The sequence below is a fragment of the Crossiella sp. SN42 genome (assembly GCF_023897065.1).
Classification (GTDB): Bacteria; Actinomycetota; Actinomycetes; order Mycobacteriales; family Pseudonocardiaceae; genus Crossiella.
This window is the reverse complement of the sequence record NZ_JAMHIV010000049.1, coordinates 1-25,740: the sequence shown is the minus strand read 5'-3', so window position 1 is coordinate 25,740 and position 25,740 is coordinate 1. Positions and strand designations below refer to the sequence as shown.

General features: G+C 71.0%; 27 protein-coding genes, 1 tRNA gene and 1 other RNA gene. 10 read left to right on the top strand and 19 right to left on the bottom strand.

Translation table 11 applies throughout. The features are described from left to right. Window positions 1–106 precede the first annotated feature (106 nt). Genes M8C13_RS40255 through M8C13_RS40240 form a run of 4 tightly spaced genes read left to right on the top strand, consistent with a single transcriptional unit; the run spans window position 107 to window position 2,624 of the window. A complete protein-coding gene (locus M8C13_RS40255) occupies window positions 107–1,291 on the top strand; it encodes a hypothetical protein (RefSeq protein ID WP_252486084.1) in 1,185 nt (394 codons plus the stop codon). Between the two features lie 15 nt (window positions 1,292–1,306). After that, window positions 1,307–1,909 carry a nitroreductase family protein gene (locus tag M8C13_RS40250; protein WP_252486083.1) on the top strand — a complete coding sequence of 201 codons (603 nt, stop codon included), beginning with the start codon at window positions 1,307–1,309 and terminating at the stop codon, window positions 1,907–1,909. 39 nt (window positions 1,910–1,948) lie between these two features. Beyond that, complete coding sequence (locus M8C13_RS40245; RefSeq protein WP_252486082.1) at window positions 1,949–2,227, top strand: type II toxin-antitoxin system Phd/YefM family antitoxin; 279 nt, start codon at window positions 1,949–1,951, stop codon at window positions 2,225–2,227. Next, the gene (locus tag M8C13_RS40240) at window positions 2,220–2,624 is read left to right on the top strand and encodes a type II toxin-antitoxin system VapC family toxin (RefSeq protein WP_252486081.1); all 405 of its coding nucleotides are present in this window, start codon (window positions 2,220–2,222) and stop codon (window positions 2,622–2,624) included. Before M8C13_RS40245 ends, M8C13_RS40240 begins: the two co-directional genes overlap by 8 nt. A gap of 1 nt (window position 2,625) precedes the next feature. Here the strand turns inward: M8C13_RS40240 and M8C13_RS40235 are convergent, their stop codons facing one another. Next, a complete protein-coding gene (locus M8C13_RS40235; RefSeq protein WP_252486080.1) occupies window positions 2,626–2,961 on the bottom strand; it encodes a hypothetical protein in 336 nt (111 codons plus the stop codon). A gap of 235 nt (window positions 2,962–3,196) precedes the next feature. Here M8C13_RS40235 and leuA point away from each other — a divergent pair, with 235 nt between their 5' ends. From leuA to M8C13_RS40220, 3 genes are all read left to right on the top strand, one after another. Further along, window positions 3,197–4,990 (top strand): 2-isopropylmalate synthase, encoded by a 1,794-nt coding sequence (leuA, locus tag M8C13_RS40230; RefSeq protein WP_252486079.1) that lies wholly within the window; start codon window positions 3,197–3,199, stop codon window positions 4,988–4,990. Window positions 4,991–5,027: 37 nt separating this feature from the next. After that, window positions 5,028–6,053, top strand: a complete 1,026-nt coding sequence (locus tag M8C13_RS40225) for a DNA topoisomerase IB (RefSeq protein WP_252486078.1) — start codon at window positions 5,028–5,030, stop codon at window positions 6,051–6,053. 85 nt (window positions 6,054–6,138) lie between these two features. Beyond that, window positions 6,139–6,735, top strand: coding sequence for a DedA family protein (locus M8C13_RS40220; RefSeq protein ID WP_252486077.1), 597 nt, complete (start codon window positions 6,139–6,141; stop codon window positions 6,733–6,735). Between the two features lie 158 nt (window positions 6,736–6,893). On the opposite strand, the gene M8C13_RS40215 is transcribed toward M8C13_RS40220, so the two are convergent. The 10 genes from M8C13_RS40215 to M8C13_RS40170 form a co-directional block, all read right to left on the bottom strand. Then, window positions 6,894–7,685 carry a lysozyme gene (locus tag M8C13_RS40215; protein WP_252486076.1) on the bottom strand — a complete coding sequence of 264 codons (792 nt, stop codon included), beginning with the start codon at window positions 7,683–7,685 and terminating at the stop codon, window positions 6,894–6,896. A 61-nt stretch (window positions 7,686–7,746) separates the two neighbouring features. Next, window positions 7,747–8,397 carry a class II aldolase/adducin family protein gene (locus M8C13_RS40210; protein WP_252486075.1) on the bottom strand — a complete coding sequence of 217 codons (651 nt, stop codon included), beginning with the start codon at window positions 8,395–8,397 and terminating at the stop codon, window positions 7,747–7,749. An 18-nt stretch (window positions 8,398–8,415) separates the two neighbouring features. Next, window positions 8,416–9,561, bottom strand: coding sequence for an ABC transporter ATP-binding protein (locus M8C13_RS40205; protein WP_252486074.1), 1,146 nt, complete (start codon window positions 9,559–9,561; stop codon window positions 8,416–8,418). Continuing rightward, window positions 9,558–10,538 carry an ABC transporter ATP-binding protein gene (locus M8C13_RS40200; protein WP_252486073.1) on the bottom strand — a complete coding sequence of 327 codons (981 nt, stop codon included), beginning with the start codon at window positions 10,536–10,538 and terminating at the stop codon, window positions 9,558–9,560. The genes M8C13_RS40205 and M8C13_RS40200 overlap by 4 nt, the downstream gene beginning before the upstream one ends. 6 nt (window positions 10,539–10,544) lie before the next feature. Continuing rightward, window positions 10,545–11,477, bottom strand: coding sequence for an ABC transporter permease (locus M8C13_RS40195; protein WP_252486072.1), 933 nt, complete (start codon window positions 11,475–11,477; stop codon window positions 10,545–10,547). An 11-nt stretch (window positions 11,478–11,488) separates the two neighbouring features. Then, on the bottom strand, window positions 11,489–12,496 hold the full coding sequence (locus M8C13_RS40190; protein WP_252486071.1) for an ABC transporter permease: 1,008 nt from the start codon (window positions 12,494–12,496) through the stop codon (window positions 11,489–11,491). A 37-nt stretch (window positions 12,497–12,533) separates the two neighbouring features. Beyond that, entirely contained in the window at window positions 12,534–14,222 is a 1,689-nt protein-coding gene (locus M8C13_RS40185) for an ABC transporter substrate-binding protein (RefSeq protein WP_252486070.1), read from the bottom strand. Window positions 14,223–14,368: 146 nt separating this feature from the next. Beyond that, the gene (locus M8C13_RS40180) at window positions 14,369–14,938 is read right to left on the bottom strand and encodes a uridine kinase (protein WP_252486069.1); all 570 of its coding nucleotides are present in this window, start codon (window positions 14,936–14,938) and stop codon (window positions 14,369–14,371) included. Then, entirely contained in the window at window positions 14,938–15,546 is a 609-nt protein-coding gene (gene recR, locus M8C13_RS40175) for a recombination mediator RecR (RefSeq protein WP_252486068.1), read from the bottom strand. The genes M8C13_RS40180 and recR overlap by 1 nt, the downstream gene beginning before the upstream one ends. Before the next feature lie 16 nt (window positions 15,547–15,562). After that, window positions 15,563–15,892 carry a YbaB/EbfC family nucleoid-associated protein gene (locus M8C13_RS40170; protein ID WP_252486121.1) on the bottom strand — a complete coding sequence of 110 codons (330 nt, stop codon included), beginning with the start codon at window positions 15,890–15,892 and terminating at the stop codon, window positions 15,563–15,565. Between the two features lie 109 nt (window positions 15,893–16,001). Here M8C13_RS40170 and M8C13_RS40165 point away from each other — a divergent pair, with 109 nt between their 5' ends. Then, the gene (locus M8C13_RS40165; RefSeq protein ID WP_308202913.1) at window positions 16,002–16,871 is read left to right on the top strand and encodes an N-acetylmuramoyl-L-alanine amidase; all 870 of its coding nucleotides are present in this window, start codon (window positions 16,002–16,004) and stop codon (window positions 16,869–16,871) included. Here M8C13_RS40165 and M8C13_RS40160 read toward each other — a convergent pair. Both M8C13_RS40160 and ffs read right to left on the bottom strand, forming a co-directional pair. Further along, window positions 16,868–18,925, bottom strand: coding sequence for a DNA polymerase III subunit gamma and tau (locus M8C13_RS40160; protein WP_252486067.1), 2,058 nt, complete (start codon window positions 18,923–18,925; stop codon window positions 16,868–16,870). The two genes, M8C13_RS40165 and M8C13_RS40160, sit on opposite strands and share 4 nt — an antisense overlap. Before the next feature lie 46 nt (window positions 18,926–18,971). Then, window positions 18,972–19,066: signal recognition particle sRNA small type (ffs, locus tag M8C13_RS40155), an RNA gene on the bottom strand. Window positions 19,067–19,192: 126 nt separating this feature from the next. Here ffs and M8C13_RS40150 point away from each other — a divergent pair. Then, window positions 19,193–19,726, top strand: a complete 534-nt coding sequence (locus M8C13_RS40150; RefSeq protein ID WP_252486066.1) for a hypothetical protein — start codon at window positions 19,193–19,195, stop codon at window positions 19,724–19,726. Here the strand turns inward: M8C13_RS40150 and M8C13_RS40145 are convergent. From M8C13_RS40145 to M8C13_RS40135, 3 genes are all read right to left on the bottom strand, one after another. After that, window positions 19,698–20,339 (bottom strand): cyclodeaminase/cyclohydrolase family protein, encoded by a 642-nt coding sequence (locus M8C13_RS40145; RefSeq protein ID WP_252486065.1) that lies wholly within the window; start codon window positions 20,337–20,339, stop codon window positions 19,698–19,700. The two genes, M8C13_RS40150 and M8C13_RS40145, sit on opposite strands and share 29 nt — an antisense overlap. 164 nt (window positions 20,340–20,503) lie before the next feature. Further along, window positions 20,504–20,588 (bottom strand) — tRNA-Ser (locus tag M8C13_RS40140). A gap of 46 nt (window positions 20,589–20,634) precedes the next feature. Next, window positions 20,635–21,804: a serine hydrolase gene (locus tag M8C13_RS40135; RefSeq protein ID WP_252486064.1), complete on the bottom strand. Its 1,170-nt coding sequence runs from the start codon at window positions 21,802–21,804 to the stop codon at window positions 20,635–20,637. 73 nt (window positions 21,805–21,877) lie between these two features. Here M8C13_RS40135 and M8C13_RS40130 point away from each other — a divergent pair, with 73 nt between their 5' ends. Further along, a complete protein-coding gene (locus tag M8C13_RS40130) occupies window positions 21,878–22,267 on the top strand; it encodes a nucleotide pyrophosphohydrolase (protein WP_252486063.1) in 390 nt (129 codons plus the stop codon). On the opposite strand, the gene M8C13_RS40125 is transcribed toward M8C13_RS40130, so the two are convergent. The 3 genes from M8C13_RS40125 to M8C13_RS40115 all read right to left on the bottom strand — a co-directional run bounded on the left by M8C13_RS40125 (window position 22,239) and on the right by M8C13_RS40115 (window position 25,602). Next, window positions 22,239–22,640: a hypothetical protein gene (locus M8C13_RS40125; RefSeq protein ID WP_252486062.1), complete on the bottom strand. Its 402-nt coding sequence runs from the start codon at window positions 22,638–22,640 to the stop codon at window positions 22,239–22,241. The genes M8C13_RS40130 and M8C13_RS40125 overlap by 29 nt on opposite strands. Before the next feature lie 13 nt (window positions 22,641–22,653). Beyond that, complete coding sequence (locus M8C13_RS40120) at window positions 22,654–25,110, bottom strand: endonuclease/exonuclease/phosphatase family protein (RefSeq protein WP_252486061.1); 2,457 nt, start codon at window positions 25,108–25,110, stop codon at window positions 22,654–22,656. 123 nt (window positions 25,111–25,233) lie between these two features. Then, entirely contained in the window at window positions 25,234–25,602 is a 369-nt protein-coding gene (locus M8C13_RS40115) for a hypothetical protein (protein ID WP_252486060.1), read from the bottom strand. Window positions 25,603–25,740 lie beyond the last annotated feature (138 nt).

Genomic DNA, 25,740 nt, shown 5'->3' with positions numbered 1-25,740 from the left:
TAGCCATTCAGGGGACGCGTGGTCCCCCGCACCTGGTCCGGAAGCACTGGGACGGAGGAAATCTGTGTCGGCTGCGCAGGTGGGAACCGAGCAGGAGGCTGCTCCGGTGGGATCGGTCACATCTGGGCCGCGCCGCCGCCCACTGTGGCGTGATCCCGCCCGTTGGGAACGGAACAGGTGGGTCCGGCTGTTCGCGCCCGCCCTGCTCTACCTGCTCATCCGGCAGGTCGGGCTGTGGGTGGTGCAGTGGATGGCCGGGCGGAACCGGATCAGCGTGACCGGCGCGCTCACCTCGTGGGACGGGCAGTGGTACCTCTCGATCAGCGCCAGCGGCTACGACAAGGTGCCCGTCTCGCTGGTGGACGCCTTCGGGCGGCGCGGCGAGGAGACGCCGCTGGCCTTCTTTCCCGGCTACCCGATGCTGGTGCGCGCGGTCGGCGAGCTGCCGGGGGTCGGCCTGGTCGCGGCGGCCTTCGCGGTGAACGTGGTGGCCGGGGTGGTGTGCGCGTACGGCCTGGTCCGGCTGGGTGAGCGGATCGGCGGCAGCTGGCGCTGCGGGATGGTGCTGCTGGCGCTGTTCGCGGTCTCGCCGATGTCGGTGGTGCTGTCCATGACCTACTCGGAGGCGCTGTTCTGCGCGCTGGCGGTGTGGACCCTGCTGTGGCTGATCGACCGGGAGTGGCTGCTGGCCGCGCTGGGCTGTGCCACCGCCGGCCTGGTTCGCCCGACCAGCGCGGCGCTGGTGGCCGCGGTCTGCCTGGCCGCGCTGGTCGCGGTGATCCGCGGGCGGGACGGCTGGCGGCCCTGGGTGACCCTGCTGCTGGCCCCGGCCGGCCTGCTCGGCTACCTGACCTGGGTGGGCAGCCGCACTGGCCGCTGGGACGGCTGGCTGGCGCTGCAGGCCCGTGGCTGGGACTCCCAGTTCGACGGCGGCCTGGCCACCGTGCGGTTCAGCCTGGACGTGCTGTCCTCGGCCAGGTCGGTGCTGGAGGTGGCGACGGTGTGGATCATCGTGCTGACCCTGGTGCTGTTCGCGCTCGGCCTGCACCACCGGCTGCCCTGGCCGCTGATGGTCTACTCCGCGGGGGTGATGTTCCTCAGCATCGGCTCCAACGGCCTGATGAACTCCAAGGCCAGGCTGCTGGTGCCGGCCATCACGCTGCTGCTCCCTGCCGCGGTGCTGCTGGCCCGCAGGCGTCCCGGCACCATGGTGACGGTGCTGGGCCTGCTGCTGCTGTTCGGTTCCTGGTTCGGCGCCTACTCGATCACCGCCTGGCCCTACGCGATCTGACCCCGGAGGCCCTCCTTGACCGAGACCGCGGCGCACCCCCTGGCCACCACCAGCGTCCCGGTGCACGACCTGATCGCCACCCGCTGGAGCCCGCGCGCCCTCGACCCGGCCGCGGAGGTCACCGAACCCCAGCTGCGCGCGCTGTTCGAGGCGGCCCGCTGGGCCCCGTCCTGGGGCAACACCCAACCGGCCCGGTTCATCCTCGGCCGCCGGGGGGACGAGACCTTCGGCAAGATCGTGGACACCCTGACCGAGGGCAACAAGCGCTGGGCCGCGGTGTCCGCCGCGCTGGTCCTGGGCCTCGCGGTGACCGAGCTGGAGGAGGGCAAGCCGATGCCGTACGCGGAGTACGGGCTGGGGCTGGCCGCGCAGAACCTGGTGCTGCAAGCGGTGGCCGAGGGCCTGGTCGCGCACCAGATGGCCGGGTTCAGCAGGCCGGGCGCGAAGGCGGTGTTCTCGCTGCCGGAGCACCTGGACCCGGTGGTGGTGATCGCGGTGGGCAGGCTGGCCGATCCGGCGAGCGCGGACCAGGGACTGCTGGAGCGGGACGCGCGGCCGAGGACGCGGAAGGCGCTGGACGAGCTGGTGTTCACCGAGTGGGGTGAACCGGCGTTCTGACGCGTAGCTCGTCGTGCTACGCGGTGCTACACTGGCCCCATGAAGATCCTCACCCAGCGGGAGTTCCGGAACAACTCCGCTGCCGTGATGGACGCGGTGGAGGCAGGCGAGACCTACCACATCACCCGCAGCGGGGTGCCGGTGGCGGAGCTGCGTCCGCTCTCCCGCAGGCGCAGGCTCAGCGCCGAGGAGCTGGTGGCACGGCACCGGAAGCTGCCCAGGGTGGACGCCGCACAGCTGCGGCAGGAGGCTGACGAGTTCTTCGGCACCCAGGACCGGGTGGACGACGACGACCCGTGGACGCGTGCCGGTGGCTGACCGTCCCGAGACAGGGCTCCTGGACACCTGCGCGTTCATCGACCTCGACCGGCTCGACGCGGCCGCCCTGCCCGAGTTCCCGGAGATCACCGCGATCACCCTGGCCGAACTGCACCAGGGCGTGGCCATGGCCAAGACGGCCGCCAGCAGGGCGGCCCGGGCGGAGAAGCTCGGAGCCGCGATCGTGGAGTTCGAGCCGCTGCCCTTCGACCGCGAGGCCGCGGCCCGCTACGGCACGCTGGTCGCGCTGACCCTGGAGGCGAATCGCAGCCCCAAGCCGCGCCGCCTGGACCTGATGATCGCCGCCATCGCCTCGTCCCGGGATCTGCCGCTCTACACCCGCAACGTGGACGACTTCGCCGGGCTGGACGACATGGTCACCGTGGTCGGGGTCTGACTCAGCCCAGCCGACGCACGATCTTGACCACGATCGAGGTCACGATCAGCCAGAACAGCGCCGCGATCCCGTAGTTGACCAACACCCGCGCCTTCGGGTCCTCGGGCATGAACAGGTCCCGGAAGCCCAGCGCCAGCGGGTCGGCCCAGCTCGCCACGAACTGGGTGATCCCGTTCTCCGGGTTCGCCCCGCCCACGGTGAGCACCACGTGTGCCACCAGGACCACTGCCACGATGGTGCCGATCCAGCGGAGTGCGCCGGCCAGCACGCCGACGATCCGCGCCCTGGTCAGCACCGCGGTGCCCCGCTGGTGGCGGCGCTCGGAGTGTTCGGCCATGAGGCGCAGTCTGGCATGTCCGGCGAGGTCAGGCTACCCGCCAGTAGGGAGTGGACACTCCCACGATCCGGGAGGTTTTTCTCATCCGCCCTGGCGGCGGGCTAGGCTCCCCCCGTGGCACGCGGCCTGCTCCTTCGCTGCCGCGACGGGGTCTGACCAGACCGGCCCCCCGTCGCGGAGTCCTGGCTGCGTTCTCGCCGGTCCCTTCCCCGGTTTGCAGGAGCCACCACATCCCATGAGCACCAACTCCGACGCGTTCATCTCTGCCGCCAGCCGGATCCGCCAGCCCGCCCGTCCGGCGCCCGCCGGTCAGCCCGCGTGGAACACCCAGCTGGGCAGCTCGATGCCGATCCACCGGTACAAGCCCTTCCACGAGTTCGTCGAGCCGGTCACCCTGCCCGACCGCACCTGGCCGGACCAGCGCATCGAGCAAGCCCCGCTGTGGTGCGCGGTCGACCTGCGGGACGGCAACCAGGCGCTGATCGACCCGATGTCGCCCGCCCGCAAGCGCCGCATGTTCGACCTGCTGGTGCGCATGGGCTACAAGGAGATCGAGGTCGGCTTCCCGGCCGCCAGCCAGACCGACTTCGACTTCGTGCGGGAGATCATCGAGGACGGCGCGATCCCGGCCGATGTCTCCATCCAGGTGCTGACCCAGTGCCGCCCCGAGCTGATCGAGCGCACCTTCGCCAGCCTGGAGGGCGCGCCCAAGGCGATCGTGCACATCTACAACTCGACCTCCGTGCTGCAGCGCAGGGTGGTGTTCCGGCAGGAGCGCGCCGGCATCAAGAAGATCGCCACCGACGCCGCCGAGCTGGTGCTGGCCTACGCGGAGAAGAACACCGACACCGAGTTCCGGTTCGAGTACTCCCCCGAGTCCTACACCGGCACCGAGCTGGCCTACGCGGTCGAGGTCTGCAACGCGGTCACCGACATCTGGCAGCCGACCCCGGACCGCCCGGCGATCATCAACCTGCCCGCCACGGTGGAGATGGCCACGCCGAACGTCTACGCCGACTCCATCGAGTGGATGCACCGCAACCTGACCCGGCGGGACTCGGTGCTGCTGTCCCTGCACCCGCACAACGACCGGGGCACCGCGGTGGCCGCGGCCGAGCTGGGCTACCAGGCAGGCGCGGACCGGATCGAGGGCTGCCTGTTCGGCAACGGCGAGCGCACCGGCAACGTGTGCCTGGTGACGCTGGGCATGAACCTGTTCAGCCAGGGCATCGACCCGCAGATCGACTTCTCCGACATCGACGAGATCCGCCGCACGGTCGAGTACTGCAACCAGCTGCCGGTGCCCGAGCGGCACCCCTACGGCGGCGACCTGGTCTACACCGCCTTCTCCGGCAGCCACCAGGACGCGATCAAGAAGGGCTTCGAGGCGATGGAGGCCGACGCCTCGGCCGCGGGCGCCGAGGTGGACGACTTCCGCTGGGCGGTCCCGTACCTGCCCATCGACCCCAAGGACGTGGGCCGCAGCTACGAGGCGGTCATCAGGGTCAACTCGCAGTCCGGCAAGGGCGGCGTGGCCTACGTGATGAAGTCCGAGCACCACCTGGACCTGCCGCGCAGGCTGCAGATCGAGTTCTCCCGGATCGTGCAGGAGGTCACCGACACCGAGGGCGGCGAGGTCTCGCCCAAGGAGATCTGGGACGTCTTCACCACCGAGTACCTGGACAAGAAGGCGCCGCTGGCGCTGCTGCGGCACCGGCTCACCGACGACGGCTCCGGCAACGAGGACATCGAGGCCACCGTCATCGTCGACGGCGACACCCAGGTGATCAGCGGCCGCGGCAACGGGCCGATCGCGGCCTTCGTGGACGCGCTGACCACCATCGGCTACGACGTGCGGGTGCTGGACTACGCCGAGCACGCGCTCTCCGCCGGTGACGACGCCCGCGCCGCGGCCTACCTGGAGTGCGCGGTCGGCGGCCGGGTGCTGTGGGGCGTCGGCGTGGACGGCTCGACCGTGGCCGCCTCGCTCAAGGCGATCGTCTCCGCGATCAACCGCGCCTACCGCTGAGCCGCATCACCCGGAGCGGAGTGGGTATCCGCTCCGGGTGACCAGGCTCCGGCGCAGTGACCCAGGGGCAGCGGGACTCACCAGGGCCAGGCACGGCCGGGGGTTCCGCTACCTGGACGCGCGCGGCGAACCGGTGGACGCCGCCACCCTCACCCGGATCAAGGAACTGGTGATCCCGCCTGCCTGGCGGGAAGTGTGGATCTGCCCACACCCCAACGGCCACATCCAGGCCGTCGGGGTGGACGAGGCCGGGCGGCGGCAGTACCTCTACCACCCGGCCTGGACCGCCCGGCGGGACGCGGAGAAGTTCGACCGGGTGCTCCGGCTGGCCGCCCGGCTGCCCAAGGTGCGCACCCGGATCGCGGAGTACATCGAGCAGCCGGGACTGGGCCGGGAACGGGTGCTGGCGGCGGCGCTGCGGCTGCTGGAGCTGGGCGCGTTCCGGGTCGGTGGGCACAGCTACGCCAAGGAGAACGGCAGCTACGGACTGGCCACCCTGCGGCGCGAGCACGTGGCGCTGCGCAAGGGCCGGATCCACGTCTGCTACCTGGCCAAGAGCGGCCAGCAGCGGGAGCTGTCGGTGGCCGATGACCAGGCGTTTTCCGTGGTTCGCGGGCTGCTGCGGCGGGAGGAGGACAACCCGGAGCTCTTCGCCTACCGCAACGGGCAGGGCTGGCGGAACGTGCGCGCCGAGGAGGTCAACGAGTTCCTCCGCGAGCTGGCCGGGGACGGGTTCTCCGCCAAGGACCTGCGGACCTGGAACGCCACCGTGCTGGCGGCCACCGCGCTGGGGGCCGAGGAGCGGCCGGCGAGCAAGACCGGGCGCAAGCGGGCGGTGGCCGGGATGGTCCGGGAGGTGGCCGAGGAGATCGGCAACACCCCCGCGGTCTGCCGCCGCTCCTACATCGATCCGCACGTCATCGACGCCTATGACCACGGTCTCACCATCCGGCCGACCGTCCTGCGGATCAGGAGCACCGATTTGACCATGCCGGAAACACGCGACACCATCGAACGCTCAGTGCTGCGGCTGCTGCGCAAGGCCCGTCGTGAGCTGGGTTGAGCAGCTGAAGAGTCACTGAAGGACCGGGCCGGACCGGATCCACGACCGTGTTCCCTACGTTGGGCGAGATGTGAACTTCACCGCTGTGCCTGAGCTGCTGCTGCTGGCGACCTTCGTGGTCGCGGTCGTTCCGCTGGCGCCCACCGAGGCGTTCGTGATCAGCTCCGGTCTGCTCGCCGCGTCCGGACAGCTCTCGCTGCCGGTGGTGATCGTGGTGACCGCGGTCGGCTGCCTGATCTCCGACCTGATCAACTACCGGGTGGGCTACAAGTTCGGCCCGCCCGCGCTGCACCGCTTCGAGCGGCGCAAGGGCGGCACGCCCGCCTCGGTCCGCTGGGTGCGGGCCCGGCTGGAGCAGCACGGCGAGCCAGTGCTGGTCGCGGCCAGGTTCGTGCCGGGCGGCGGCATCGCGGGCGCGATGCTGGCCGGCACCTTCCGGATGGGCCCGCGCCGGTTCACCGTGGCCGCGGTGATCGGCTCCGCGCTGTGGGCCACCTACGCCTCGCTTCTGGGCTACACCGGCGGCCGCCTGACCTCCGACCCGGTGCTCGGCCTGCTGCTGTCCATCGCGATGGCCGCGGTGCTCAGCCTGACCGTGGCGCTGCTGGTCCGGCGGGCCCAGCGCCGCGCGGACGAGGCCGAGAGGCTCGAACGCGAGGCGCTGGAAGCCCTGGTCGCCTAGGCCGTGTCGCCACAGCCCCGCCTGCGGGAGTCGTGATCGGTTTGGCCGCTGGCGGTGCGGCCGGGACGCCCTCATACCGGGTGTATTCGGGCGTTCCGGCCGTGCCGCCAGCGGCCGAACCGGCGCGGCTACCGCGGGCGGGGCTGTGGCGACACGGCCTAGTCCCGGTTGGTGGCCAGCACCTTCAGCCGGTCGTAGGTCCCGTTGAACAGGTTCTGGTCCCCTGGGAACACGCCGGAGTCGGCGTGCTGCCAGATCGTGTGGTACTGCCAGCGCTGCGGCAGCGGTCCCGGCGAGCCGCCGTAGTTGGCGATGAACAGCGGGCTGACCTGGCTGTAGTCGGTGAGGTTGCCGGTGCACTGGTTCCACCAGCTGGTGGCCGTGTAGATCACCGGCCAGCGCCCGGTCCTGGCCCGGTAGGTGTTGACGAAGTCGCTGATCCAGGTGACCATCGCGCGCTGCCCGACGCCGTAACAGGTGTCGCCATCGGGGTTGTACTCGATGTCCAGCACGCCCGGCAGCGTCCGGCCGTCCGCCGACCAGCCGCCGCCGTTGTCCACGAAGTAGTGCGCCTGGGCCGCGCCGCTGGTCGTGTTGGGCGCGGCGAAGTGGTACGCGCCGCGGATCATGCCCACGTTGTAGGAGCCGTTGTACTGCTGGGTGAAGTACGGGTTGCGGTAGGTGGTGCTCTCGGTGGCCTTGACGTAGGCGAACCGGGCGCCGTTCGCCCAGGCCCTGGCCCAGTCGACGTTGCCCTGCCAGCTGCTGACGTCCATGCCGGGCACCGTGGCCGCGGCGTCGAAGGTGGCGGGCCGGGACGAGCGGCCCTCGTGCTTGGCGATCTGCGAGCCCATCGCGTGGTTCGCGGGTTCAGCCTGCGCTGGCAGGCCGACCCCCAAAGCGGCGGTCACGAGCAGGGTGACCAGGGTGGTGCGCAGGGAGTTGGTCATGTCCGGAGTGTGGGAGCGGTTCCCGGTCGCCGGACATGCTTTTCAGCCTGGCCCGAAAGACTCAGATCTCCTCGCCGGGGTGCTGCCCGTACTCCTGGATCCGCGGCGTCACCTCGGCCAGCTCCTCGGCGAAGAGCAGCCGCGGCGTGACCCCGCTGGAGAGCACCCGCAGCGCCACCTCGGCCAGCCACTCCAGGTAGGCGGCCCGGCGGAAGGCGTGCGCCAGGGTGCCTGCCACGGTCACCGCGCCGTGGTTGCCCAGCAGGCAGGCCGAGGAGCCCTGGAGCGCGGCCACCGTGGCCTCGGCCAACTCGGGGCTGCCGTAGGGCGCGTACGGCGCGACCCGCACCGCGCCGCCGAATATGCCGAGGTAGTAGTGCACCGGCGGGATCTCCTCGACCACGCAGCTCAGCGCGGTCGCGGCCACCGAGTGGGTGTGCACGATCGCCCTGGCCGGACCGGCGGCGTAGATCGCCTGGTGCATGGGGAGCTCGCTGGTCGGGGACAGCGGCGCCTCGACCGCTCTGCCGTCCAGCCGGTGCAGGCCGACCTGCTCAGGAGTGAGCTGGTCGTAGTCGACCCCGCTGGGGGTGACCAGGAGGAGGTCATCGACCCGGAGGCTGACGTTGCCCGCCGTGCCGACGACCAGTCGCTGTTCGACCAGTCGCCGGCACGTGGCCACGATCGCCTCGCGCTGCGCCCGATATCGCACGGGAACAGGGTGACAGAGCTACGGCCCGAGCACCTCAGTGACCGACGCCGGACCGGTCAGGCTGATGTCCGGCGAGATGCCGTCGTCGGCCTGCACCAGCTCCGCCTCGACCTCGTGCGGCCGGATCCGCCCGGCCTTGATGTCCTCCGCGTAGTGGCAGGCCACCCGGTGACCCGGCGCGACCTCCCGGAGCACCGGCCGCTCGGTGTCGCAGCGGGTCGCCTGCCGCCACGGGCACCGGGTGTGAAACCGGCAGCCGGTCGGCGGGTTGGCCGGCGAGGGCAGGTCGCCGGCCAGCAGGATCCGCTCGCGGCGGTCCTCCAGCAGCGGGTCCGGCACCGGCACCGCGGACAGCAGTGCCCTGGTGTACGGGTGCTGCGGGTCGGCGTAGAGGGTGTCCGAACCGGCCTCCTCGACCAGTCCGCCCAGGTACATCACGCCCACCCGGTCGGAGATGTGCCGCACCACGGCCAGGTCGTGCGCGATCACCAGGTAGGTGAGCCCGAGCTGCTCCTGCAGGTCCTCCAGCAGGTTGACCACCTGGGCCTGCACCGAGACGTCCAGCGCGGACACCGGCTCGTCGGCCACGATGAGGTCCGGTTCCACGGTCAGCGCGCGGGCGATGCCGATGCGCTGCCGCTGACCGCCGGAGAACTCGTGCGGGTACTTGCGCAGCGAGGTGCTGGGCAGCCCGACCGAGGTGAGCAGGTCGCGCAGCCGCTTGCTGGTCTGCGCCTTGCCCTTGTCCAGGTTGTGCGCGCGCAGGCCCTCCACCAGGATCGACTCCACCGACTGCCGGGGGTCCAGCGAGGACAGCGGGTCCTGGAAGATCATCTGCATCCGGCGGCGCATGTGCCGCAGTGGCTCGCCCTTGAGCGAGGACAGGTCAACGCCGTCGAAGACCACCTTGCCCGCGGTGGGCGGGGTGAGCTTGAGCAGCGCCCGCCCGAAGGTGGACTTGCCGCAGCCGGACTCGCCGACCAGGCCGTAGGTCTCGCCGCGGCGCACCGAGAGGTCGACGCCGTCCACCGCGTAGACGTAGCCCACCGTGCGGTCCAGCACCACCCCGCGCTTGATCGGGAAGTGCACCTTCAGTCCCTCGACCGTGACTAGAGCATCGTCCACAGTGGACACTCCGGTGGTCGTCTCGGCCGGGGCGGTCATGCCGGTACCTCCTGCTGGACCGGGTTGTGGCAGCGCAGCAACCGGCCCGCCTCGAGCTCCATCGCCGGGGTCACCTCGACGCAGGTGTCCAGCGCGTTCGGGCAGCGCGGCGCGAAGGCGCACGCGTGCGTCCACGGGATGTTGTCGGCCACCGACCCTCGGATCGGCACCAGCTTCTCCCCGCGCGGCGCGTCCAGCCGCGGGATCGAGGCCAGCAGCCCGTGCGTGTACGGGTGCTTGGGTGTGGCGAAGAGCTCGTGCCGCCGCCCGCGCTCGACCACCCGGCCGCCGTAGAGCACGTTGACCTCGTCGCACAGCCCGGCCACCACGCCGAGGTCGTGCGTGATCATGATCAGCGCGGTCTCGGTGTCCTGCACCAGTTCCTTCAGCAGCGCCAGGATCTGGGCCTGGATGGTCACGTCCAGCGCGGTGGTCGGCTCGTCCGCGATCAGCAGCCGGGGACGGCAGGCCAGCGCCATCGCGATCAGCGCGCGCTGCCGCATGCCGCCGGAGAGCTGGTGCGGGTACTCGGTGAGCCGCCGGGTCGGATCCGGGATGCCGACCTTGTCCAGCAGGTCCTTGGCCTCGCCCATGGCCTCCTTGCGCGCCATGCCGCGGTGCCGCTCCAGCACCTCGGTGACCTGGATGCCGATCGGGATCACCGGGTTCAGCGAGGACAGCGGGTCCTGGAACACCATGCCCAGGTCCCGGCCGCGCCGGTCCCGCATCTGCCGGTCCGACAGTGAGAGCAGCTCGGTGTCCTCGAACTTCACCGAACCGCTGACCTTGGCCCCGCGCTTGGGTAGCAGGCCCATGATGGCCAGCGAGGTGACCGACTTGCCGCAGCCGGACTCGCCGACCAGCCCGACCGTCTGGCCGGGCGCGACGTCGAAGCTGACCCCGTCGACCGCGGCGAAGGGCTCCTCGCCGTGCCGCTGGAAGACCACGCTGAGGTCACGAACCTCAAGCAGCGCCATGGGGATTCACCGCCTGTTCTTCGGGTCGAGGGCATCGCGCAGCGACTCGCCCATCAGCGTGAAGCCCAGTGCCACCACGATGATGCAGCTGGCGGGCCAGAAGGCCAGGGACGGGTGGCTGTCCAGCACGGTCTGCGAGCCGCCGAGCATCTGGCCCCACTCCGGGATGTTGTCATCCGGGTTGCCCAGGCCGAGGAAGGACAGCGCGGCCGCGTCGATGATCGCCACCGCGAGCACCAGCGTGGACTGCACGATCACCGGGCCGAGCGAGTTGGGCAGCATGTGCCGGAACACGATCGCGGCCGGTTTCACCCCGAGCGCCCGCGCGGCCAGCACGTGGTCGCTGTGCCGTTGCGCCAGCATCGACCCTCTGAGCAACCGCGCGAAGATGGGTATCTGCACGATCGCCACCGCGAGGATCACGGTGAACTGGTTGGCCTGGGCGAACAGCATGCCGATGGACACCGCCAGCAGCAGGCTGGGGATGGACAGCATGACGTCCACCGCGCGCATGACCACCGAGTCCACCCAGCCGCCGAGCGCGCCGGCCAGCGTGCCCAGGACCAGGCCGCCGGCCAGGCCGATCATCGTGGCCAGCACGCCGACCAGCAGGGTCTGCTGGGAGCCGATGAGCAGGCGGGAGAGGAAGTCCCGGCCCTGCAGGTCGCCGCCCAGCGGGTGCCCCGGCTGGGACGGCGGGATCTCGTTGCGCGCCTTGATGACCTGGTCGGCCAGCATCCGGTCGGCCGGGTCGTGCGGGGCCAGCAGCGGGGACAGGATCGCGACCAGCACGAACAGCAGGATGATCCCCGCGCCGGTCAGGAAGACCGGGTTGCGGCGCAGCCGCCGCCACGCGCTGGCCGCCAGGCTGACCCCGGTGTCCACCTGCGTCTCCGCGGTGGAGGAAGCCAGATCGTCGATCTTGGTCTTGCTTGGCATGTCTCCTCCTCTCAGCGGGTCCGCACGCGCGGGTCGATCAGCGCGTAGGACAGGTCGACGAGCAGGTTGACGAACACGTAGACCATGGCGGCCACGATGATCAGCACCTGGAGCACCGGGTAGTCCCTGCGCTCGAAGCCCAGCGCCAGCGCCTCGCCGAGGCCGGGGAAGGCGAAGACCTTCTCGGTCAGCACCGCCCCCGCCAGCAGCGCGCCGGTCTGCAGGCCGATCGTGGTGACCACCGGCAGCAGCGCGTTGCGCAGCACGTGCCTGCGGCGCACCGTCTGCGCGGTCAGGCCCTTGGACTGGGCGGTGCGCACGTAGTCCTCGTCCAGCACGTCCAGCACCGCGGCCCTGGTGATCCGGAAGATCACCGCGAACGGGATGGTGGCCAGCGCGATCGAGGGCAGGATGAGGTGTTCGAGGGAGTTGAACACCGCGTCCCACTCGCCGGTGATCATCCCGTCGAGCACGTAGAAGCCGGTGATCCTGGTGGCGTCGATGTCGTCCTGCCGCCCGGCCGAGGGCAGCCAGCCCAGCTCCACCGCGAACAGGTGCTTGAGCACGAACGCGAGGAAGAAGACCGGCACGGCCACACCGATCAGCGAGCCGATCACGCCGACGTTGTCGAACCAGCGGCCGCGCTGACGGGCGGCCAGGTAACCCAGCGGGATGCCGGCCACGATCGCGAGGATGATCGCGAAGAAGCTCAGCTCCAGCGTGGCCGGGAAGCGTTCCAGGAAGAGGTCGAAGGCAGAGGTGCCCGGCTGCACGCCGAGCGAGATGCCGAAGTCACCCGAGAGGGCGCGACCGAGGAACTTGAAGTACTGCACGTAGATCGGCTGGTCCAGCCCCAACAGCGCGGAGAGCTCCCGCCGCGACTCCTCGGTGCCACGCTCCCCCAGGAGGGCCGAGACCGGCCCTCCTGGAAGTGCGCGTAGCCAGGCGAAGAGCAGCAGCGAGAGCACACCGACGACGAGGATGAGCTGGAGGAGCCGCCGCACGGTGTAGCGGAGCACCTGTCAGATCCTGTTTCGTGGTGGTGGGAGAAGCAGGTCAGCCCTTGGTAACCGGGCTGAACTCCTCGGCGGTCAGCGGGCTGGGCGTCAGGTTCTTGACGTCCTTCTTCAGCACGAACGCGGGCGGGGAGTGCGACAGCGGCACGGCCGGGAGGTACTCCTCCACGATCTGCCGGTTCAGCTCCTGGTAGAGCTTCTCCCGCTGGGCCTTGTCCGCGGTCACGTCCGCCGCGTCCAGCCGCTTGGCCAGGTCCTCGCCCCACGGGGAGCCCTTGGTCCAGAAGCGGTTCTCCGCGTTGCCGAAGAAGGTGCCGATCCAGTTCGCCGCCGCGCTCTGGTCACCGGTCCAGCCGAGCAGGAACAGGTCCGCCTTGGCCTGGTCGATCTCGCTGAGGTAACCACCGTTCCACGGCTTGGTCACCACGTTCAGCTTGATGCCGACGTTGCGCAGGTCAGCCGCGATCGCGCCGAAGATGTCCTGCGGGTTCGGCATGTACGGCCGGGTGACCTCGCTCGGCCACCAGAAGTTGACCTCGAGGTTGCTCGCCCCGGCCTCGGCCAGCAACTGCTTGGCCTTGGCCTGGTTGAACTCGATCGGCTTCACGTTCGGGTTGTAGCCCTGCACGATCTTGGGCATGAACTGGGTGGCGACCGTGGCGCTCTCCGGCAGCTGCGACTTGACCAGCTGCTCCCGGTTGATCGCCATCGCGATCGCCTGGCGCACCCGGAGGTCCTGCAGCTTGGAGTTGTTCTTCTGCGTGATGCCCAGGTACATCAGGTTGAACGCGTCCCGGGGCACGACCTGGAAGCCGTCGCTCTTCAGCTTCGCCCAGTCGGCAGGGGCCGGGTAGTCGTAGCCGTCGATGTCCCCGGTCTGCAGCGCCTGCTTGCGCGCGGTCTCGTCCGGGATGATCTTGAAGTTGAGCTTGTCCAGCTTGGCCTTGTCACCGTGGTAGCCGTCGAAGCGGCCCAGCTCGACCAGGTTGTTCGTCGTGTCGTAGTTGACGAACTTGAACGGGCCGGTGCCGGTCGGCTGCTTCAGCGCGTACTCGGGGAAGGCGAAGCTGTCGCCCTGCGCGACCACGTTGTCCGCGTTGTACTTCTGCATCGCGGTCGGGCTCTGCATGGAGAAGGACGGCAGCCCGAGCACGTCGGGGAACTTCGAGGACGGGCCGGTCAGCTCGACCACGACGTTCGAGGCGTCCTTGACGGTGCAGGACTTGAACAGCGAGGGCTTGGCGCCATCGGCGAAGCCGCCGAAGTTGTCCACCCAGTACTCGGAGACCGAGGCGCTCTGCCCGGCGCCCTTCTGGTTGTACCAGCGGTTGAAGTTGAAGCAGGCCGCCTCGGCGTTGAAGTCGCTGCCGTCGTGGAACTTCACGCCCTGCTTGAGGGTGAAGGTCCAGGACTTGCCGTCCGGGCTGGACTCCCACTTGGTGGCCAGCTCAGGGCCTGCCTCCGCGGTGCCCGGCTTGAAACCCACCAGACCCTCGAAGATCTGGCGGGAAATGCGGAACGTGGCACCGTCGGTGGCGTAGAACGGGTCAAAGTGCCTCGGCTTGCCCTCGGCGCCGAAAGTCAGTGTCCCGCCGGTCTTGCCCCCCTGGTTGCCCTGGTCTCGCTGCGACTGCACGCACGCAGTCAGGGACAGGGCGGTCATACTGGCGACGCCGACAATGGTCAGCTTGCGCAGCGTCGACCCCCGTGTCATGTCAATCTTGGGCATCTCGCGCACCTCATGGGTCCGATGTCACATGGTGTGGTCGCCGACACTAACCCGTCCATGTGGCCCTACCGACGATGCGAAGGTCACGATACGGCCACGTCAGGCGTCATCAGGTCGAGTGAATTCTTCGGAGTTTTACAAGGGTTTCACCCGATCTTGCGGTCACCTTCGGTGTTCCACCGCACATCCGCCCGCCCGCGCGTGTCGTCCACGGCGAACCACCCCTGTTCGAAGCGCTGCCAGTGGAGCAGCGCGTTGCGACAGCTGTCGCCATCCCTGGTCACCGCGCGTGCCAGCCTGCGGCCGGGATCGGCCAGTTCCACCCAGCAGAGCAGGGACAGCAGCGGTGAGACCGAGCGGCGGCCGGTGGACACGCCCTCCAGCACCAGGATCTCCGGCACCGGCAGCTCCGCCCAGGCTCCGGGGTGCGGCAGGCCATCGGTCCAGGCGGTGCGCCGGTAGCGGCCAGGTTCGCCCCGGCGCAGCGGGTCCAGCACGCCCGCGACCAGCCTCGGCCACCAGGACACCGGATCGTCCCAGGTGGCGAACTCGTCCGAGCGGACCAGCCCGGTGTCATGGCCCCGCGCGCGCAGCTCGGCGACCAGGGCGTCCGCCCGGGTGGACTTGCCGGAGCCGGACGGGCCGTCGATCGCGGCCAGCCGGACCCCGCCGAGCCTCGGCGGGGCGGCCAGCAGCAGCTCGACGGCCCGGTCCACTACATCGCGCGGCGGCCGGAGAGGGCGCGGCCCAGGGTCAGCTCGTCGGCGAACTCCAGGTCACCGCCCATCGGCAACCCGGAGGCGAGCCGGGTCACGGTGAGGCCGGGGAAGTCGCGCAGCATCCGCACCAGGTAGGTGGCGGTGGCCTCGCCCTCGGTGTTCGGGTCGGTCGCGATGATCACCTCGGCGACCTGCACCCCGCCGGAGTCGCCGCCGATCCGGCGCAGCAGCTCGCGGATGCGCAGCTGGTCCGGTCCGATGCCGGACAACGGGTCCAGCGCGCCGCCGAGCACGTGGTAGCGGCCCTTGAACTCGCGGGTGCGCTCCACCGCGAGCACGTCCTTGGGCTCCTCCACCACGCACACCAGGCTGGCGTCCCGGCGCGCGTCCTTGCAGATCCGGCAGGTGGTCTCCTCGGAGACGTTGCCGCAGACCTCGCAGAACTGCACGCCCTCCTTGACCTTCTGCAGCACCTCCTGCAACCGCGAGATGTCCGCGGGTTCGGCGGCGAGCAGGTGGAAGGCGATCCGCTGGGCGCTCTTCGGCCCGACCCCGGGCAGCCGCCCGAGCTCGTCGATCAGGTCCTGTACCGGTCCCTCGTACACAGCCGTCCTGTTCCGGCTACATGCCGCCGGGCAGGCCGAGGCCGCCCAGGTCGAGTCCGCCACCGAGGCCGCCGGCCAGCGGCCCCATCTTCTCCGCGGTCAGCTCGGCCACCGCGCGGTTGGCATCGCGCACCGCGGCCACCACCAGGTCGGCCAGCGTCTCGGTGTCCTCGGGGTCGACCACCTTCGGGTCGATGTCGAGGGACTTCAGCTCACCGGTGCCCGCGACGATCGCCGTCACCAGGCCGCCCCCGGCGGTGCCGGTCACCTCGGCCTCGGCGAGCTCCTGCTGGGCAGTCATGAGCTGCTCCTGCATGCGCTGCGCCTGCTCCATGATCTGCTGCATGTTCGGCTGGCCGGGTAGCACGGGGGCTCCTCTCGCTGCACGGGCCGTCGCCCGTGCCGTTCTGGCGTGGTGACCAGGGTAGCCGCGCGGCTTCTGGCACCGTTGGGGTGTGCACCGTGCCCCCCTGATGACCCCACTGGCCCTCGCGCTGGCGGTCACCGCCCTGGTCGCCTGCGGCAACGGCGAACCGGCCGCCTCCTCCAGCGCCACCCCGGCCACGAGCACGGAAGCCACCACCCCGCCACCGGAGACCCCGGCCGCCACCACCCCGCCGAGCAGCTCACCCCCGCCGCCCAGCACCTCCCCGTCGCCGTCGCCGCCACCACCGGCCAAGGGCAAGGTGGTGGTGATCGACCCCGGCCACAACGGCGGCAACAGCAAGAACCCGGCCGTGATCAACAAGCCGGTGCCCGCGGGCCGCGGCAAGGGCAAGCCCTGCAACACCACCGGCACCCAGACGAGCTCCGGTTACACCGAGCACGCCTTCACCTGGGACGTGGCCAACCGGATCAAGGCCATGCTCACCGCCAAGGGCGTGCGGGTCGAGCTGACCAGGCCCAACGACACCGGCGTCGGCCCGTGCGTGAACGAGCGGGCCGAGATCGGCAACCGGGCGAACGCGGACGCGGTGGTCTCCATCCACTCCGACGGCTCGACCACCGCCGGGCACCACGGCTTCCACATCATCTACTCCAGCCCGCCGCTGAACCCGGCCCAGGGCGCGCCGTCGACCAAGCTGGCCACCACGGTGCGGGACGCCATGCGGGACGGCGGCATCCCGCTGTCCAACTACGTCGGCCAGTCCGGCCTCAACGGCCGCGACGACATCGCGGGCCTGAACCTGTCCACCCGCCCGGCGATCATGATCGAGTGCGCGAACATGCGCGATGCCACCGAGGCCGCACTGGCCGCCAGCCCCGAGGGCAGGCAGAAGTACGCGTCCGCGATCGCGGAGGGGCTGCTGCGGTACCTGAGCTAACTCTTCTCGATCCGCCGGGCGCCGAGGTGCTGGGTGACCAGCGCGATGGTGCTTTCCTCGTGGTTGTTGCGGATCACCACGGACTCGTCCAGCGCGGTGGACTCGGCGATCATCGCCTCGGTGTCCTCCGGCTCGTCCGGCTCCGGCGGCAGCGGGATGTCCGGCTCCGGCGGCGGCGCGGGCGCCGGGGCGGGCGCGGGCTCGGCCACCGGCCGGTTGCCCTGGCTGGGCCTGGTCAGCTGCCGGGCGGGCGCGGGCTTGGACCCGCCGTTGCCGCCGCTGGGCGTCGGTGGCGGGGCGGCGTCGCCGTGCACGCAGGTGACCCGCCAGCGACCGCCCACCACGGTGCCCAGCGCCTCGGCGATGACCTCGGCGTTGCGGCTGTCGGACAGGCGGCGGGCCAGCGGTTCCGCGGTGTGGGTGAGCACCACGGTCTCACCGTCCACGGACTGCACGGTGGCGTTGGTCAGCATCGCCTCGGTGCTGCGGCTCTTGGCCCGCACGGCGGCCAGCAGCTCGGACCAGACCCGCCGGATCGCGGCCGCGTCCAGCCCACCGGCGGCCACGGTCGGCGCGGCGGCAGGCACTGATGGCGCGGCGGCGGGCGGCGCGGCGGGCGGGGGTGCGGCAGGAGGTGCGGTGGCGGCCGGCGCGGCGGGCCGCTCGACCTGCGGTGCCGGGGCGGGCGCGGCTGGTGGCTGCGCCGCGGGCCGTTCGGTCTGCGGAGCCGCGGCGGCCGGTGGCTGCGCCGAGGAGCGCTCGGCCTGCGAGCGGCGCTGGAAAGTCGGCTTATCCCCCGCCGGCGCCTGCGCGGCGGCCGGTGGCTGCGCGACGGGCGCCTGGGCGACCGCGGCCTGCATCCCGGCCTCCGCCACCGAAGCGGCCACCGGCGCGACCGTGGCCCGGCGCTCCAGCCGCTCCAGGCGTTGCAGCAGGGCGGACTCGGTGTCGGAGACCGAGGGCAGCAGCATCCGCGCGCACAGCAGTTCCAGCACCAGCCGGGGCGCGGTGGCCCCGCGCATCTCGGTCAGCCCGTTGTGCACGATCTCGGCGAACCGGGTCAGCGTGCCCGGCCCGAGCCGCTCGACCTGCGCCGACATCCGGGTCAGCTGTTCCTCCGGCACGTCGATCAGGCCGCGCTGGGCGGCCTCGGGCACCGCGGCCAGCAGCACCAGGTCGCGCAGCCGGTCCAGCAGGTCGGCGGCGAAGCGGCGCGGGTCGTGCCCGGCCTCGACCAGCCGGTCGATCACGCCGAACACCTCGGCCCCGTCACCGGTGGCCAGCGCGTCCACCGCGTCGTCGATCAGCGCGACGTCGGTGACCCCGAGCAGCGCGATCGCCCGGTCGTAGGTGACCCCGTCCGGCCCCGCCCCGGCCAGCAGCTGGTCCAGCACCGACTGAGTGTCCCGGGCCGAACCGCCACCGGCCCTGATGACCAGCGGGAACACCGCGGGCTCCACCGAGACGCCCTCGTCGACGCAGTTGCGCTCGATCAGCGCCCGCATCGCGCCCGGCGGGATCAGCCGGAACGGGTAGTGGTGCGTGCGGGAGCGGATGGTGCCGAGCACCTTCTCCGGCTCGGTGGTGGCGAAGATGAAGATCAGGTGTTCCGGCGGCTCCTCCACGATCTTCAGCAGGGCGTTGAAGCCCTGCGTGGTGACCATGTGCGCCTCATCGATGATGAACACCCGGTACCGCGACTCGGCGGGCGCGTAGAAGGCCCGGTCGCGCAGCTCACGGGTGTCGTCCACACCACCGTGGCTGGCCGCGTCCAGCTCCACCACGTCCACGCTGCCGGAGCCCTCCGGCGCGAGGTTGACGCAGGAGTTGCAGGTCCCGCACGGATCGGGCGTCGGGCCCTGCGCGCAGTTGAGCGAGCGGGCGAGGATCCGGGCGGAGGACGTCTTGCCACACCCGCGCGGCCCGGAGAACAGGTACGCGTGGTTGACCCGGCCGGCGGCCAGCGCGGTGCGCAGCGGCTCGGTGACATGCTCCTGCCCGACAACCTCGGCGAAGGTCGCCGGACGGTACTTGCGGTAAAGGGCGAGTGCCACGAGGCGAGACCTTACCGGCCGCCACCGACAGTCCGGTTTTGGGCAAAAAAGGGGACCTCACGCACCCGCCAGAGCCCGCTTATCCTTGCTGCCTTCCGGCCCTGGGGAGGTTCACAGGATGGACGCCGCATGAGGTCCACGTTCAGTGTAGCGGGTTCACCCGGGGTGTGCGCCAACGGTGTCCCGGATCCGCGCACCCAGCTTCCCCCGCCGCCGGGGACCGGCAATTGGAGTGCCCGAAGGAGCGAACCGGCGCAGACTGGCCCGGTGCTGCGTCCCGTGATCGAGCTCGACGACCTGAGCTTCCTGCCGCTGTCCGGGGACCTGACCCCGGCCGAGCTGGACCAGGTGCTGACCCGCATGGGCGGCTACCTCGACGACGAGACCGATCCGCTGACCGCGCTGCTGGACACCGACATGATCATCGTGCCCGGCGGCCTGCTGGTCACCGACCCGGCCACCGGCGTGGTGATCGAGCCGGGCTGCTGCAGCGGGGTCGAGGACTGGCCGGGCTGGGCCCAGGTGCTCGCGGGCACACGCCACTACTTCGGGCACTCGCCGGAGATCTGGGCCGAGCTGAGCGAGGACGTGGTCCAGGTGCACCGCGACAGCGACCCGGTCCCGGTCCGCATCGACCTGCCCGCGGCCGAACTGCCCGCGATGCTGCGGGCGGTGCAGCAGGACCTGACCGGGTTCCTGGGCCTGGTGCGGGGCTGGGCGCCGCCGGAGCGGGCCGGGGAGCTGGCGCGGCTGCTGGACTGGTCGCTGTGGATCACCGCGCCACTGGGGCTGCCCGACTGATCCGCTCCCGCACCTCGGCGGAGATCCGGTGCGCGTTCTCGATCGCTTCCTCGATCTTGGCCACCGCGTCCCCGAGCCGCTCGGCCACCTCGGGCGAGTTGATCGAGGCCCGGTTCACCTCCACGTGCACCGAGGCCGAGGCCAGCGCCGCTCCCGAGGAGGAGGCGGAGACCGCGAGGTCGGAGAGCACCGCGGTGTTGGACCGCCCGATGATCCGCTCGACCAGCTCCAGCACCCTGGAGGCCACCTCGGCGGTGCGCACCGGCACCGCGGCCGCCATCACCAGCGCGCCCTGGATCGCCGCGCTGCGCGCCATCCGCTCGTGCTCGCCATTCGCAGGCAGCTTGTAGGCCTCGGTCACCGAGGTGAAGGCCCGCGCGTCCGCGTCGGCCAGCTCGACCGCCTGCCGCCGCAGCTCGCTCGCCTCCTGGCACACCCGCCGGACCAGCGACTCGTGTTCGGCGTAACTGGGCCGTCCGATGGTGAAGTTGCAGACCTTCTCCACCAGCGCCGCCGCCATCGCCGCGTGCATCGCGGCCGCCGCGCCCCCACCAGGGGCGGGCCCGGCCGAGGCCAGCCGGGACAACCAGTCCTCAACGTGTTCGGTGCGCAACCGGGACACTCCTCCTGCCTGAACCCCAGTCATCCGGACGGGTGCAGTCGATCACCCCATCGGGCGCTACGGCAATGGGGTGTTCTCCCCATGTCCCGGATCGGCACTCCTCGGCAACGGCAGCGGCCCCGGACGTCGATGGCGTCCGGGGCCGCTGGCCTGAGCGGAGGATGGGGGATTTGAACCCCCGAGGGTTTTATCCCAACACGATTTCCAATCGTGCGCACTAGGCCACTATGCGAATCCTCCGCTGGGGAGCTTACTCCAGCCGGGATTCACCCGACAAAACGGGTGGTCAGCGGGCCGCGAGGGTCATCGCCGGGACGATGATCCGCTGCGGCAGGGCCGGCGAGTTGACGCTGCTCTTGGCGTCCTTGGCGGTCACCGCGTACGTCGTGCGCCGCAGACCGTCCAGGGTGCCGCCCATGCCCGCGGTGTAGCCGTACCGCGCACCGGTCTTGCCCCACACGACGCCGACGCCGGGCACCTTCAGCCGCTGCAACCCGCCGCCGTAACTCGCCGCGCGGCCGCTGACGTCGGACACCGCGGGCACCGCGAACAGCTCGGCCTGCTGCGCAGGCGGCAGCAGCCTGCCACCCAGCAGCGCGGCCACGAAGGTGTCCAGGTCGGCCAGGGTGGAGATCATCTCACCGGTGGCCCAGTCGCCGGAGGGGTTCCACTCGGTGACGTCCACCGGCTTCCGCTGCCCGGCCACGGTGATCAGCTGATAGCCGCGGGCGTGCGGGCCGCGGATGAACACCTCCTCGCCGGGCACCGTGGTGTGCCGCAGGCCGAGCGGGCGGAGCACCCGGTCCTCGACCTCCTTGCCGTACGGGCGGCCGGTGACCCGCTCCAGCACCAGTCCCAGCACCTTGTAGTTGATGTTGGTGTACGACTGCTTCTCGCCCGGCTCGAACTCCTTGGCGTGCTGGAAGGCCGCGCGCAGGTACTCCTGCGGCGTGTGCCGGTCGAAGCGGTGCGCCACCTGGTACTCCGGCGACTCGTCGGCCAGCCGGGGGCTGGGCAGGCCGCTGGTGTAGTTGAGCAGCTGACGGATGGTCACCGGCGGGTAGTCCGCGGGCAGCGTGCCGGGCAGGTGCCGCTGCACGGTGTCGTCCAGGCTCAGCCTGCCCTCCCCGGCCAGTCGCAGCGCGACGACCGCCACGAACACCTTGGTGATGCTGCCGATCCGGAACCGCCCGTGCGGCGGCGCCGCCCGCCCGGTGCGCAGGTCGGCCACGCCGGAGCCGCCGGTCCAGCACCCGGCCGGTCCGGTGGCGCGCACGATGGCGCTGGTCGCCTCCGCGTCCGGCAGGCCCGCGATGGCCTGCTCCAGCGGGGCGGTGTTGAGCGGGACACTCGCGTGGCAGCCGGTGCGGCCTTCGGCGGCGACGGCCGGGGCGGCCGCCGCGCCGAGCAGGGTCAGCGACAGCGCGGCGGCGAGTGCGGCGCGGGTGGGCTTCATGCGGAAAGCCTGTCGCGACAAGGGCTTCCGGGCATCAGGGAGGACCCCGAGGGGAGAACCCTAGACTCGGCGGATGGAGATCTCCGAGCTGCAGGCGATGGTGGCCAGGTTCGTCGCCGAGCGGGACTGGGATCGGTTCCACACGCCGAAGAACCTGGCCATGGCCCTGGTCGGCGAGGTGGGCGAGCTGGCGGAGATCTTCCAGTGGCTCACCGACGCCGAGGCCCAGCAGGTGATGGGGGACCCGGACCGGGCCGTGCAGGTGCGGCACGAGCTGGCCGACGTGCTGTCCTACCTGCTGCGGCTGGCCGACGTGCTCGACGTGGACCTGGTCGAGGCGGTGCGGGAGAAGGGCGCGGTGAACGCGGCCCGGTACCCGGTGGAGCTGGTGAAGGGCCGGGCGGAGCTGACCAAGTACACCCGGCTGCCCGGGGTCAGTCCGGAGCCCGGAGCGCCAGGCTGACCGAGAGCACCACCAGCACGGTGCCGGCCAGCGCGCCGCCCACGATCCACCAGCCGGGCAGGCCGGTGGCGACCGCGCACAGCAGCAGCCCGAAGCCGAACCCGCCGAGCAGTCCGGCGCCGAAGACGGTGCGCTCACCGAGGCAGCGCCGGACCGCGGGCAGGTAGCGGATCAGCAGCACCAGCAACCAGACCAGGCCCGCGGCGCACACCGCGAGCCCGGCCAGGTCGATCATGGTCGGCACCGGGCGGTGCGGGCCGAACTCGATCAGCGCGCCCTCGACCACCATCGGCCCGTCCGCCGGGGCGGCGATCACCAGCACCCCGAGCAGGACCAGCAGTCCGGCCACGCCCAGCTGAGCCCGTACCCGCATCCGCACTCCCGGATCAGCCCTTGGGTTCCAGACAGTCGATCAGGTCCTCCAGCGCGTCCACCAGCGGCAGGCCGGTGCGCGGGCGGAACCGGACCAGCTGCGGGTCGTGGTCGCTGGCCTGCTCGTGGAACTCGGCGTTGATGTGCACCACGTCGTAGTCCACCCGCCGGTCCAGCTTCCGGTTGACCAGGATGTGGTCCAGCGTCTGCGAGTTGCCGTCGAAGACGTAGCTGTAGCGCTCGCCGGGCTTGAGGTCGTTCATCGGCGCGTGCAGCACCGGACCGTCCAGCAGGGTCTTCAGCGCCGGGGAGAACAGGTAGTCGTTGAGGTCGCCTGCCACCACCAGGTTGGCGTCCTTCTCCACCGCCCGCAGCGAGTCGGCGAACCCGCGCAACAGCTTCGCCTGCTTGAGCCGCTGCACCTCGGAGCTGCGCTGCGGCTCCTGGAACCGGCCGTGCAGCGGCTGGTCCCCGCCCTTGGACGCGAAGTGGTTGGCCACCACGAACACGGTGCGGCTCAACGGCCCACGGGCCGGGAACCGGAACTCACCGGCCAGCGGCTTGCGACTGTTCCGCCACGCCTCGTCCGCGGGCGCGATCCGCCCTGGCGAGACCGAAAGCGCCGCCCTGCCGTGCTGCTTGACCACCCGCACCGGCGTGTCCGCATCCCCGCCCGGACGGTCCACAAAGGACACCCGAGCCGAATTGAACAGGAAGCCCACCCGAATGTTGCCGCCGGGCTGCCCGCCGTCCTGGTCGTCGTTGGGGTTGATCTGCCGCCAGTCGTACTTCGGCCCACCGGCGGCCACGATCGCCTCGGTGAACTTCGTCAGCGTGGCGTCCGCGCCGACCACCGCGTCGTTGGCAGGCCCGTTGTCGTCCTGGATCTCTTCCAGCACCACGACATCCGGGTTCGCCAGGTGCCGGACCACACCGTTGGCCAGCGCGGCGAACTTCTCCGGCTTGTCCACCGGCGAGAGGTTCTCCACGTTGTAGGTGGCCACCGCCAGCTCGTGCTCCCGCTGCTTGCGAGTGACCTCGCGCACCAGCCCACCGGAGACGTGCTCGCCAAGAACGCTGGCCTGCAACACGTAACCGCCGAACCGGCTGTAGTCCAACGGCCCCTCGGTGACGCCCTTGAGCCGGTCCCCGACATCGGCCTTGGGGAAGGGCCGCTGCGCGAACGGCAACAACGACTCCACCTTCAGCCGCCCGGTGTTCGCGTCGGCGTACGACGGATACACGGTCCCGCCGCGCACGGTGGTGTTCTGCGCCGGCTTGCTGGTCACCCACAACGCGTTGAACCCGTCGGTGGCGCCGACCACCCGAGCGTCACTCACCCGCAGCCGCATGCCCTCCCGCGACTCCAGGAAGTCCAGCGCGTACTTCCCCGGCTCCAGCGCCAACGCCTCGATGCTGCCACCAGGCGTGGCGGTCAGCGCCGCAGGCACGGTCTCCGCCCCAAGCACCTCCGCCTCGGGCAACGGCTTCCCGCTCCCCCGCACCACCCAGGTCGCCTTAGTCAGCTGGGTGACCGACTGGTTCGGCGTGGTCCGCGGATCCTCACCGTTGGCCACCGGGTAGAACTCGGTCACGGTCCCGGTGACCAGCACATCGTCCCCGGCCGCCACCGCAGGCGTCGTGCCCCCGGTGTGCACGAACAACCCCTCACTCGTGCGCGGATCGCCATCCGGCACCACATCCTGCACCCAGAACCCCCGCGCAGGCCCGAACGCCCGCACCGCGGTGACCACCCCCGGCAGCACAACCACCTTGTCCCGCAACGGCGAAACCCGGGTAGTCCCCTGCACCTGGTGAATCCGCGCCGCCACCGGCTGCGGCCCAGGCTCCCCGCTCCCCGGCCCCTCCCCCTTGCTGTTCACCGGGGTGGGCTCCCCGACCACGAAGTCAGCGGCGTTGTCATCGGTGTCGGTCAACGCCCCCCGCGCCGCCGAGGTGGCGTTCGAGGTAGCCCCAACCGGGTTACCTTCCCGCACCACCGCATTGCCGTAGCCCACAAGATCCCGGATCCGCCCATCCGCCGCGCAGTCAAGCGCGGTCAGACAGGTCAGCACCTCAGTCCCCTTGACCAGCGCGACGGTCCCCCCAGAACCCCCCATGGCCAGGGTGCCCACCGCATCCGGCGCGGGCAACGCGACGCTGCCCCCACTCCCCTTCGCCTGCCCAACCAGGTACCGCTTCCCCGCGGCAACAGCACCAGCCAACGGCGTGGCCTGCCACCGCGACCCGGAGGAGGGCGAAGCGGTCAGGTACTGCATGCTCCACCCGGTCAGGTCGACGGCCACGGCACTCGGATTGGCCAACTCAACGAAGTCATGGGTCAGGCTCGCCCCGGAGTTCCCACCCCCGCCGTAGACCTCGGAGATCAGCACATCGGGGGACGGCACCGCAACGGCACCCACAGGCAGGGCAGCGGCCACACACGAGGCGGCCAACAGCGGAAACAACATTCGGCGGCGGTAGCTCATCCGAAACTCAGGTCCTCCCGGTCGGGGTCGGGAGGAGGAATCTTTCCCTGATCGAGTGAACTTTGGTAGGCGTTCCCCTAACGATTGCCGCAGGTCATCCCAACCTCAGGGCCGCTCCGCGAACCACCGCAGCTCCGCAGGCGCAGGCCCGTCGATCACCTGACCATCCCGAACGGTCCACGAGAACGACTGCTGCCACTCGTCACTCAGCAGAAAGAACCCCGCAGGCATGTCCAGGTCCTCATCCACCGGCTCCATCCGAGCCAACTCAGCCACCAGCCAACGAAGAGGCTTGACCGCCCACTCCCGAACATCAGCCGCGTAGCAGACCGGAAGCGACCAGGCGAACCCCGAAGGAAACACAAACCCAGCCGCGTACCGCTCCTGACCATGACTGGCCACGATCCGCTTGAACACATCCCACTGCTCGTGCCGAACCTCAATCCACCCACGAACAGACACATACATCCCCACCAGCCAAACCCTACGGCGACCACACCCCCAAACCCGAAGACAAATCCAAGATCAAGGGGAAGCGGAGCGGGCGGGGCAGAGGCCGGGAGGCCGGGAGGCCGGGAGGCCGGGAGGCCGGGAGGCCGGGAGGCCGGGAGG

Excerpts from the sequence above, each read along its gene's own strand:
- M8C13_RS40245 (WP_252486082.1), top strand. The coding sequence starts at position 1,949 with ATGAAGATCCTCACCCAGCGGGAGTTCCGGAACAACTCCGCTGCCGTG.
- M8C13_RS40235 (WP_252486080.1), bottom strand. The coding sequence starts at position 2,961 with ATGGCCGAACACTCCGAGCGCCGCCACCAGCGGGGCACCGCGGTGCTG.
- leuA (WP_252486079.1), top strand. The coding sequence starts at position 3,197 with ATGAGCACCAACTCCGACGCGTTCATCTCTGCCGCCAGCCGGATCCGC.
- M8C13_RS40215 (WP_252486076.1), bottom strand. The coding sequence starts at position 7,685 with ATGACCAACTCCCTGCGCACCACCCTGGTCACCCTGCTCGTGACCGCC.
- M8C13_RS40205 (WP_252486074.1), bottom strand. The coding sequence starts at position 9,561 with ATGACCGCCCCGGCCGAGACGACCACCGGAGTGTCCACTGTGGACGAT.
- M8C13_RS40200 (WP_252486073.1), bottom strand. The coding sequence starts at position 10,538 with ATGGCGCTGCTTGAGGTTCGTGACCTCAGCGTGGTCTTCCAGCGGCAC.
- M8C13_RS40195 (WP_252486072.1), bottom strand. The coding sequence starts at position 11,477 with ATGCCAAGCAAGACCAAGATCGACGATCTGGCTTCCTCCACCGCGGAG.
- M8C13_RS40185 (WP_252486070.1), bottom strand. The coding sequence starts at position 14,222 with ATGCCCAAGATTGACATGACACGGGGGTCGACGCTGCGCAAGCTGACC.
- M8C13_RS40170 (WP_252486121.1), bottom strand. The coding sequence starts at position 15,892 with ATGCAGCAGATCATGGAGCAGGCGCAGCGCATGCAGGAGCAGCTCATG.
- M8C13_RS40135 (WP_252486064.1), bottom strand. The coding sequence starts at position 21,804 with ATGAAGCCCACCCGCGCCGCACTCGCCGCCGCGCTGTCGCTGACCCTG.
- M8C13_RS40130 (WP_252486063.1), top strand. The coding sequence starts at position 21,878 with ATGGAGATCTCCGAGCTGCAGGCGATGGTGGCCAGGTTCGTCGCCGAG.
- M8C13_RS40125 (WP_252486062.1), bottom strand. The coding sequence starts at position 22,640 with ATGCGGGTACGGGCTCAGCTGGGCGTGGCCGGACTGCTGGTCCTGCTC.
- M8C13_RS40120 (WP_252486061.1), bottom strand. The coding sequence starts at position 25,110 with ATGTTGTTTCCGCTGTTGGCCGCCTCGTGTGTGGCCGCTGCCCTGCCT.